Raw genomic sequence first — 8,932 nt, forward strand, 5'->3', positions numbered from 1 at the left:
TCTCTCGCAACCTGACAGGGGAGGCCGCGCATGGCGCTGACCATCGGCGAACTCGTCGCCCGGATCGACGCCGACGACAGCGGGTTCGCGCGTGGGCTGTCGGCCGCCGAGCTGGAGATGCGCGGCTTCCAACGGAGCACAGACGGGCGCCTTCGGGCGCTCAACGGCCAGTTCAGCGCCCTGGGTGACCTGCGGGCCGCTGAGCTGCGGGTGCATGGCTTTGTGCAGTCCACGGACGGGTCGCTGCGCACCCTCGACGGCCGCTTCGCGTCGCTGGGGCGGCCGATCCGCCTCGACATCGACGGGGACACCAGCCGGGTACAGCGCGCGGTACGCGACGCCCAGGACTCCGTCGCCCGGTACACGACGGACGCGTCCGGGCGCCTGCGCGGGCTCGACGGCCGGTTCCTGTCCTCCGGCGAGCGGGCGGCGCTCGGGCTCAGCGGCGGCGACCGCGAGGGCCGCCGGTTCACCGCCACGCTCGGGCGGCTGGGCTCGATAGCTGGGGTCCTGGGCAGCGTGGCCGCAAAGGGGGGCCTCATCGCCGGCGCCCTGGGCTCCGCCGTGCCGGTGGCCGCCGGGCTCGTGGCGACGTTGCAGAACATCGCTCCGGCGGCCGGGGTTGGAGCGTCCGCGATCTTCGCGGTGGCGCAGGCCGTGGGCGCGTTCAAGATCGGTACGTCGGGGATTGCCGAGGCGGTCGGCGCGGCCGGGAAGTCGGCCGGCGCCGCGGCGTCCAGCGCGCGGGCGGCCGCTTCGGCGCAGCAGTCCCTGTCGGATGCGGTGAAGTCGGCGGCCCGCGCCAACGAGCAGGCCGCCAAGCAGGTCGCGAGCGCTGAACGTGGGCTGGCCGACGCTCAGCGCGAGTCCCGCGCGGCGCAGCTGGCCCTGAACGATGCCCGGGAGCAGGGCGCCCGGGACCTGGAGGACATCAACAACCGGCTCGCGGACGCCGAACTGTCGCAGCGGGACGCGGTGATGGACGTCGCGGATGCCGAGCTGGAGCTGTCCAAGGCTCGTGGGCAGGGGGACCCGCGCGAGATCGCCCGCGCGGAGCTGGCCTACGACCGCGCGGTGCAGCGCCTGAAAGAGCAGACGACCGAGACCGCTCGGCTCCGCACCGAGACGGCGAAGGCCAACGCGGCTGGGGTGGAGGGCTCCAACGCGGTCCGGCAGGCCCAGGAGCGGATCGCGGACACCCAGCGGACCGTCGCAGACCGGGAACGCGACCTGGCCGAGGCCCGCCAAGATGCCGCCCGCACCGCGGCTGACGGGATCGAGCAGGTCCGCCGCGCACAGCAGGCCCTCGCCGACGCGGGCGCGTCCGGCGGCGGGGCGGATCCGTTCGCGGAGGCCATGGCCAAACTGGCGCCCGCGGCCCGCGAGTTCGTCAACGCCCTGGTGGCGCTGAAACCGGCGTGGGAAGCGCTGCGCCTCGACGTGCAGCAGACCCTGATGCGGGGCCTGGCCGGGGAGATGACCCGCACCGCGGGCAGTGTCCTGCCGGTCCTGCGCCGGGGGCTGGTCGACTCGGCCGGCGCCCTGAACCTCATGGGTCGCGGTGTGCTGGATGCCGCGCGGGAGCTGGCCGACTCGGGGACGCTGGGCCGCGCGATGGCCTCGGCGTCGGCCGGGCTGCGGAATCTGTCGCGGGCGCCGGGGCAGGTCGTGACCGGGCTGGGGCAGGTCGCTGCGGCGGCGGGGCCCGCGTTCGAGCGGCTCACCGCCGCTGCGGCCAAGGGCCTGGATGGCCTGTCCGCACGGATGGCGTCAGCGTTCGAGTCCGGTCGGATGCAGACGGCCATCGACCAGGCCATCGGCCTGATCGGCCAACTGTTCGACGTCTTCGCGAACGTCGGCAGCATCTTCGCGAACATCCTCGGGCCGATGGAGACGTCCGGCGGGGGCTTCATCGGGCTCCTGAAAGACATCACCCAGTCGATGGCGGACGCCTTCGCGACCCCTGCGGTACAGGCCGGACTGAGGTCGATCTACGAGACGATGTCCGTTCTCGGCAAAACGGTCGGCCCGCTCCTCGCGGACGCGCTCCAGGCCATCGCTCCCGTTTTCACCGCGCTCGGCCCGCCCGTACAGATCCTGATCCGGGCGCTTGGTGCTGCACTCCAGCCGGTCATTAGGGCCCTGGGGCCAGTGCTGAAGTCGGCAGCGACGGCTTTCGGGTCGCTGATCACGGCTGTGGCGCCGCTGCTTCCCGTGTTCGGGAACCTCATCGCGGCACTGCTGCCGGCGCTGACGCCGTTCCTTGACGCCCTGGTGGTCGTCTTCGATGCTCTGGCGCCGGTCATCAAGCAGGTGGCCGACACGCTCGCCGCGACGCTCCAGCCGATCCTGGCTGCGCTGCCGGGCATCATCGGGCCGCTGGCGAAGATGATCGGCGACCAACTGGCTATGTGGCTGGGTGTACTTGGTGATCTCCTCGTCGAGCTCGCACCGAGCCTGATCATGCTGGGGCAGTCGCTGGGCCAGCTGATGGTGGCTCTGGCACCGCTGATCGAGATGTGGGCGGAGCTGTCCACCACGCTGCTCCGTGACCTGATGCCGGTCCTGAAGCCCGTCCTGGAACTGTTCGTCAAGATCGCCTCCTACCTGATCGGCGACCTGGCACGATCCATCCAGGACACAGCAATCCCCCTGGTCAGGAGCCTGGGGGCCCTCCTCAAGGGCGATTTCTCCGGCGCCGCAGAGTACGCAAAGACGGCCCTGCGCGGGTTCATGCAGGACGCGATCAAGCGTTTCACCGAGCTGCCCGAGCTGGCACGCAGGGCGCTCGGCGACATCGGCTCCGCGCTCTGGGACGCCGGGGCCCAGGCCATGGCCGGCTTCATCAACGGATTGAGGGCGATGGTCCCGAGCCTGAAAGATCACCTCGGCTGGATCACCTCCATGATCCCGTCTTGGAAGGGCCCGGAGAGCCTGGACGCCCGCCTGCTCACCCCCGCCGGCCGGTCCGTGATCGACGGCTTCCGACGCGGCATCAGCCTCGCCACGCCCGGCCTTGAGGACCAGCTGAACGGCCTGACCGGCAGCCTGCCCGGCATGACCCTCGCGCCCACCGGCGCGATGGCCGCGCAGGGCGGGACCGCGGGCGGCCCGCAAACCCGGGTCGTCGTCGAGCTGGCGGGCCCGCAGGACATGAAACAGCTGATCAGGCGGATCGTCGCCTCGGACGGCGGCAACGTCCAAACCGTCCTGGGCCAGCTCGTGTAGACCAGAGAGGAGGCCCCTGTGGGAGTGCACAGCCCGAGGGCGGAGCTACAGATCGGGGGCGTGTGGACGGACGTCACCGCCCCCGTCCGCATGGAGGACGGGATCCGGCACCGGCGCGGGCGCGGCTCGGAGGGCGCCCGCGTCGATGCCTCCCAGACCACCCTCACGCTCAACGACCCGACCGGCCGCTACAACTCCCGGAACCCCAGGTCGCCGTACTACGGGCTGCTCGGCCGCAACGTCCCCCTGCGGTACTCGGTGGACGGCGCGGCCGTCGCGCTGTCCATCGCCCCCGGGGACGCCGGCTATGCCTACTCCGGCTACAACGCGGCGTTCGCGGTGACCGACCTGGACGTCCGCGCCGATCTCACCCCCGTCGCCTGGACCGGCATCCGTCCCAACGGACCATTCGAGGTGTGTGGGCGCTACAACTACGGAGACGCCAGCTGGCACGTGGCCATCAACGCGGACGGGACGATCACGCTGGCCTGGTCACCCGACGGCACCGCCGCCCGCTCGGCCACCAGCACCGTCGCACTGACGCTGGCCCCCGGGGAGCGGGCAGCGATCCGCGTGACCCTCGACGTCGACAACGGCGCGGGCGGCCGCACGATCGCCTTCTACACGTCCTCGTCCGTCTCCGGCACGTGGACGCCGCTCGGCAGCCCCGTCGTACAGGCCTCCACCACCTCCATCTGGGCCGGGTCTTCGTCGCTCCGGGTGGGTGATATGCCCGACCTCGCCACGCAGGCCGTCGGCCGGCTCATCCACGCGGTGCAGGTCCGCAACGGCATCAACGGAACGATCGTCGCGAACCCGAATTTCAACGGCCTGGCCAGCGGCACCGGGAACTTCGTGGACTCCGCGGGGCGGACGTGGGTCGTGCAGGATGCGGCGGCCATCACCTCGCGCCGCACCCGGACCGTGGCCGAGGTGTCCGAGTGGGCGCCCCGCTGGCACATCTCCGGCAACGACGTCCGGGCACCGCTGACGGCGTCCGGGATCATGCACCGGCTCAACCAGGGCCGCAAACCGCTGCGGTCGACGCTGACGCGCGGCATGCCGAGCCTGAACCCGGTGGCGTACTGGCCGTTGGAGGACGGCGCGGACGCAACGCTCGCCTACAGCCCGGTCCCTGGGGTGTCGCCGCTGGCGCTGACCAGCATGAGGATGGGCGCTGACGCGACGAACCCGGGCTCGGGCCCCCTTCCGACGGTCGCGGCGGGCGCATCGATGACCGGGCTTGTGCCGACGCACTCCCCGGTGTCGTGGACCGTGGCATTCGTGTACCGGGTCACGACGGTGCCGAGTTCGTCGGGCCCGATCCTGCGGTGGACGACGACCGGCAGCCCGTGGACAATCTGGACGATCTACTTCGGCAACAACACCGCCTACCTGTCCGTCGAGGACGGTGTGGGCGCGACCACCCTCGTCGTGAGCACAAGCATGGCCGGCGTGTTCGACGGCACCTGGCGCCGCATGACCATTCAGGTAGTCCCCACCGGGCCCGACCTCTACGTTGTCGGCAACCTCGGCGGCAACCTCCTCACGAACACCACCATGGGCCGGGTCACCGGCATCGCCACCGACTACACGGCCGCCCTCGACGGCAAGGTCGCCTTCGGCCACTTGACTGTTTTCCCATCCTCTGCCGCCGACTACGAGCCGTACGACAGAGCCTGGCGCGGCGAACTCGCCGGCGCGCGTGTTGCCCGCCTCGCCGACGAGGAATCCATACCCGTCGACGTGTGGGGCGTCACTACCGCGCAGCAGGCCATGGGCTGGCAGGGCTCAGGGAAACTCTTGGATGTCCTCGCCGAGAGCGAGGCCGCCGACGGCGGGATCCTCCTGGAGGACCGCGACCGGCTCGGTCTCATCTACCGGGCCCGCACCACCCTGTACTCCCAGAACCCCATCCTCACGATCCCGTACGGACACCTCGCCGAGTTCGGGCCGCCGCGAGACGACGACGCCCGGATCCGCAACGACCGCACCGTCCGCCGGCAGAACGGCGGCTACGCCCGCTGGCAGCAGTTCAGCGGCTCCCTGTCCGTCTTCGACTGGCCCACCGGCATCGGTATCTACGACGACGAGGCCACGCTCAACCTGGCCGACGACTCGCAGTGCCAGCCGTTCGCACAGTGGCTCGTGCACCTGGGCACCGTCGACGAGGCCCGCTACCCCGAGGTACGGATCTACCTGCACAAATACCCGCAGTACATCGACGCGGTGACCCGCCTCGACGTCGGCTCCGTCATCCGCGTCACAGGCCTGCCCGCCCACCTGCCGCCTGGCCCGCTGGACCTCCTCGTCGAGGGGATCTCCGAGCACGTCGGCTCGGAGAGCTGGGAGCTGTCGCTCGTGTGCAGCCCGGCGAGCCCGTGGGTGGTGGCCATCGCCGACCTCGCGCGGGCCGCGCCGAACGGCTCGTCGCTGGTCTCCTCCGTCTCGGCCTCGGCGACGAGCCTGTCCGTCGCCACCCCGTTCGGGCCCCTGTGGTCCACCAGCTCCGGGGACTGGCCGATCCCCATCACGATCGGCGGCGAGGTCATGAACGTCACCGCCGTCACGGGCTCCAGCAGCCCCCAGACCATGACCGTCACCCGCGGCGTGAACGGTTTCGCGGGCGCGCACACCGCGGGCGACGCGGTGACGCTCGCCCAGCCCGCCGTCGCCGCCCTGTAGAGAGGAGGCCCGATGCCGATCCCGGCCGGGGGCACGATCTACGCCGCCACCCTCCAGCTGATCGACGCGAAACCGATCGCGATTCTCCAGCAGACGATCACCCAGTCCGTCGCGAACGGCGCGTGGGGGGTGATCACGTTCGACACGGAGATCACCGACCCGAACAACGGGCACTCCACCAGCTCCAACACCTCGCGGTACACCTGCCAGTACGCGGGCTGGTACCGGATCACCGGCCGCGCGGCGTTCGCCACCAACGGCACGGGCAGCCGCGGCTGCCGCATCCACAAAAACGGCAGCTTCATCCAGGGCGCCGCGAACCTCGCGGGCGCGGGCACCCTGAACGGCATCTCCGAGGTCAGCCACGTCCTGTTCCTGAATGTGTCCGACTACGTGGAAGTCGCTGGCGGCCAGAACTCGGGCGGTGCCTTGTCCACGTCGTTCTCTGGGGAGGCCGCGTCCATGATGTACGTCGACTGGATCCGGGCATGAGCGCCTGCGCGTGCGGCGCGTCGGCCGTGGTGCAGTGGCGGCGCCGGCCGGACACCGCCGAGCTGGAGCGGATCGTGCGGGCCGAGGAGGCACGGCGCGCGGCCGCGCAGGCCCGCGGGACAGTCCTCGACGAGGACACTCCGGCTCCTGGGACGGACGCGACGGTCGCGGTGTACGCGTGCGTCGACCACGCCCTGTCGCCGGATGCAGCCGCGTACGTGCACGAGGCGGCTTGCACGGGCCCGCGGAAGGGCGGCACCTGCGGCTGCCCCCCGCCGGCCGAGCCCGAGTTCCCCTTCGAACCCGCCGAGGAGCAGCAGGCCCGGCCGCTGCCGCCCGGCTGGTAGCCCAGCCCCGAACTTCACGCCCCGTCCAGCTGGCTGGGGCGTTCTTCATGCCCTGGAGGTGATCGCCCCATGGGCGAGATCTGGATTTCCGAAGCGACACGACTCGGCGACGGCGTCATCGGCGGCGCCATGGACACCCCGGACGCTGAACCCCGCTCCGTCTGGCACAGCACCGAATCCGGTGCCGGGCCGGCCGCGTTCCGCGCGGTCGCGAGCGGGCTCATCGATGACTCCGACGAGCCGCACATCCTCTACGACCCGACCACCGATGCCCTCGGCCAGTTCGGGCCCCTCAACCAGTCCGCCCGGGCGCTCCGCAACGCGGGCTCCCTGCGCACCAACCGCACCGGGAGGGTGTGCATCCAGATCGAGGTGCTCGCCCGCGCGGGCACCCCGTTCACCGGCTACTGGAAGCCCGGCCCGAACTTCGCCGCCCTGCTCCGGGCCATCCGCTCGTGGGGCGTTCCCGATGTCTGGCCGTCCGGACGGCTCGCACGGGCCGGGAATGACGACGTGTCCCGCAGTACCTCGACCTGGACGTCGAAGGGCGGCCACTACGGACACTGCCAGATCCCGGGCAATGATCACTGGGATCCGGGGGCCATCGACACGGTCGCCCTGCTCGCCGCCGGTGGGTCCGGCACCCAGCAGCCGAAGCCCGCCTACGAGCCCTTCCCCGGGGCCGCGTTCTTCGCCTCCGGCCGTCGCTCCCCGATCATCGCGGCCATGCACGCCCGCCTGACGGCCGTCGGCTGCAGCCGGTACCAGAGCAGCCTCAACGCGGACGTGTGGGGCTCCGGAGACAAGGCGTCCTACCAGGCGTGGCAGCGCAAGCTCGGCTACTCGGGTACGGACGCCGACGGCATCCCCGGCCCGACCTCCTGGGCAAAGCTCCAGGTCCCCAACGTCTGACCCCCCTCCAGCAGAAGGACTCCCCATGCGCATCTTCGGACGCGAACCCGTCTACATCCTCGCCTTCATCGCCATCTCCATGAAGCTGGGTGCCGCCTACGGCCTGAACGTCACCGAGACCCAGCAGGCCCTCATCAACACCTTCCTCGCCCTCGCGGTCGCGGTCGTCTCCGCGTTCGTCCTCAAGACCGGCGCCGCAGGGGCCGCGATTCTCCAGCTGGCTCAGGCCGGCCTCGCGCTGTTCGCCGGATTCGGCCTCGACCTGTCCGCAACCGAGCAGGCCGGATGGATGTCCCTCGTCGCCACCGTGCTGGCGTTCGTCGAGCACGGCCAGGTGACCGCCCCGGTGCCCGGCCTGCCGCTGGAGGGCAAGAGCGTCATACGCGGTGAGGTGCTCGCCTCCAGGCCGGTCGCGGTGGAGTACCGGGACGCCTGACCTTGCCGGACCCAATACAACAAGGGGGCGCCGTGGGCGAGCTCTTCGGATTCACCCCGGCCGACCTCGGCGTGTCCGGGCTCCTCGTCCTCGTCGTGCTCCTCATCCTCACCGGCCGCCTCGTGCCCCGCTCCACCCTGCTCGACATGCGGGAGGAGCGGGACACCTGGCGGGCCGCGCACGGCGAGTCCGAGGCCGCCCGGCAGGCAGAGCGCGAGCAGGTCACGGAACTGCTGGAGCTGTCCCGGACCGCCAACCACGTGCTGACTGCCCTTCCGAAGCCGGGGGAGGTGGACGCGGGTGCTCGCCTGGCTGAGACGTCTGATCGGCAGGGGTAGGCCGTCGGCCGGGCAGCGCGACGCGGGCGGCGCGCTCGCCCGGGCGCAGCGGGCCCGGATCCTGGCTGAGGCCCGCCGGCCGGAGGTCGAGGACGCAGCCCGGGTGCTGCGGACGGCCCGGATCGAGAACCACTTCGCGGAGCGAATCGCGATGGCCCTGAGAGGGGGCACCTGATGATGCAGCTGAGCCCGGACCAGTGGGTGAACATGGCCGCCTCCGGCGTCGCGGCGGCCGCCTGCGCCAGCTTCGCCCTCGTTTACCACCTGCGAGCCCCGTGGTGGCGCAGCGCGGTGGGCCGGAACCTGATGCTGCTCGCGGGGGCGCTCGGCGGGCTGTGCCTGTACACCGTCCTGATCATCATGTGGCCTACCGGCTGCCCGGCGCTCGCCCTGCGGGGGCTGCGCACCGTCATGGTCCTGGCCATCGCTGTCCTGATGGTGCAGCGCACCCGGATGGTCATCCGCGCCCAGCGCGCCGACACGCAGTAGGAGGC

8 protein-coding genes are annotated in these 8,932 nt (G+C 71.5%); all 8 read left to right on the top strand.

The features are described 5' to 3' along the window. Positions 1–30 precede the first annotated feature (30 nt). The gene (locus ACGFXC_RS09305) at positions 31–3,228 is read left to right on the top strand and encodes a hypothetical protein (protein WP_393711098.1); all 3,198 of its coding nucleotides are present in this window, start codon (positions 31–33) and stop codon (positions 3,226–3,228) included. Positions 3,229–3,246: 18 nt separating this feature from the next. Next, positions 3,247–5,913: a hypothetical protein gene (locus ACGFXC_RS09310; RefSeq protein ID WP_393711099.1), complete on the top strand. Its 2,667-nt coding sequence runs from the start codon at positions 3,247–3,249 to the stop codon at positions 5,911–5,913. A gap of 12 nt (positions 5,914–5,925) precedes the next feature. Further along, positions 5,926–6,405 carry a hypothetical protein gene (locus tag ACGFXC_RS09315; protein WP_393711101.1) on the top strand — a complete coding sequence of 160 codons (480 nt, stop codon included), beginning with the start codon at positions 5,926–5,928 and terminating at the stop codon, positions 6,403–6,405. After that, positions 6,402–6,752, top strand: coding sequence for a hypothetical protein (locus tag ACGFXC_RS09320; RefSeq protein ID WP_393711103.1), 351 nt, complete (start codon positions 6,402–6,404; stop codon positions 6,750–6,752). Before ACGFXC_RS09315 ends, ACGFXC_RS09320 begins: the two co-directional genes overlap by 4 nt. A gap of 69 nt (positions 6,753–6,821) precedes the next feature. Continuing rightward, positions 6,822–7,664, top strand: a complete 843-nt coding sequence (locus tag ACGFXC_RS09325) for a peptidoglycan-binding protein (protein WP_393711105.1) — start codon at positions 6,822–6,824, stop codon at positions 7,662–7,664. A gap of 25 nt (positions 7,665–7,689) precedes the next feature. Then, the gene (locus ACGFXC_RS09330) at positions 7,690–8,100 is read left to right on the top strand and encodes a hypothetical protein (RefSeq protein WP_393711107.1); all 411 of its coding nucleotides are present in this window, start codon (positions 7,690–7,692) and stop codon (positions 8,098–8,100) included. Positions 8,101–8,132: 32 nt separating this feature from the next. Beyond that, positions 8,133–8,438, top strand: a complete 306-nt coding sequence (locus tag ACGFXC_RS09335) for a hypothetical protein (RefSeq protein WP_393711109.1) — start codon at positions 8,133–8,135, stop codon at positions 8,436–8,438. Between the two features lie 174 nt (positions 8,439–8,612). Further along, positions 8,613–8,927: a hypothetical protein gene (locus ACGFXC_RS09340; RefSeq protein WP_393711111.1), complete on the top strand. Its 315-nt coding sequence runs from the start codon at positions 8,613–8,615 to the stop codon at positions 8,925–8,927. The last annotated feature ends 5 nt before the right edge of the window (positions 8,928–8,932 follow it).

Source organism: Streptomyces sp. NPDC048507, assembly GCF_043199995.1.
Lineage (GTDB): Bacteria > Actinomycetota > Actinomycetes > Streptomycetales > Streptomycetaceae > Streptomyces.

What these genes read in the sequence shown, in the direction of transcription:
- ACGFXC_RS09320 (WP_393711103.1), top strand. Translation starts at nt 6,402, where the DNA reads ATGAGCGCCTGCGCGTGCGGCGCGTCGGCCGTGGTGCAGTGGCGGCGC.
- ACGFXC_RS09325 (WP_393711105.1), top strand. Translation starts at nt 6,822, where the DNA reads ATGGGCGAGATCTGGATTTCCGAAGCGACACGACTCGGCGACGGCGTC.
- ACGFXC_RS09305 (WP_393711098.1), top strand. Translation starts at nt 31, where the DNA reads ATGGCGCTGACCATCGGCGAACTCGTCGCCCGGATCGACGCCGACGAC.
- ACGFXC_RS09330 (WP_393711107.1), top strand. Translation starts at nt 7,690, where the DNA reads ATGCGCATCTTCGGACGCGAACCCGTCTACATCCTCGCCTTCATCGCC.
- ACGFXC_RS09315 (WP_393711101.1), top strand. Translation starts at nt 5,926, where the DNA reads ATGCCGATCCCGGCCGGGGGCACGATCTACGCCGCCACCCTCCAGCTG.
- ACGFXC_RS09340 (WP_393711111.1), top strand. Translation starts at nt 8,613, where the DNA reads ATGATGCAGCTGAGCCCGGACCAGTGGGTGAACATGGCCGCCTCCGGC.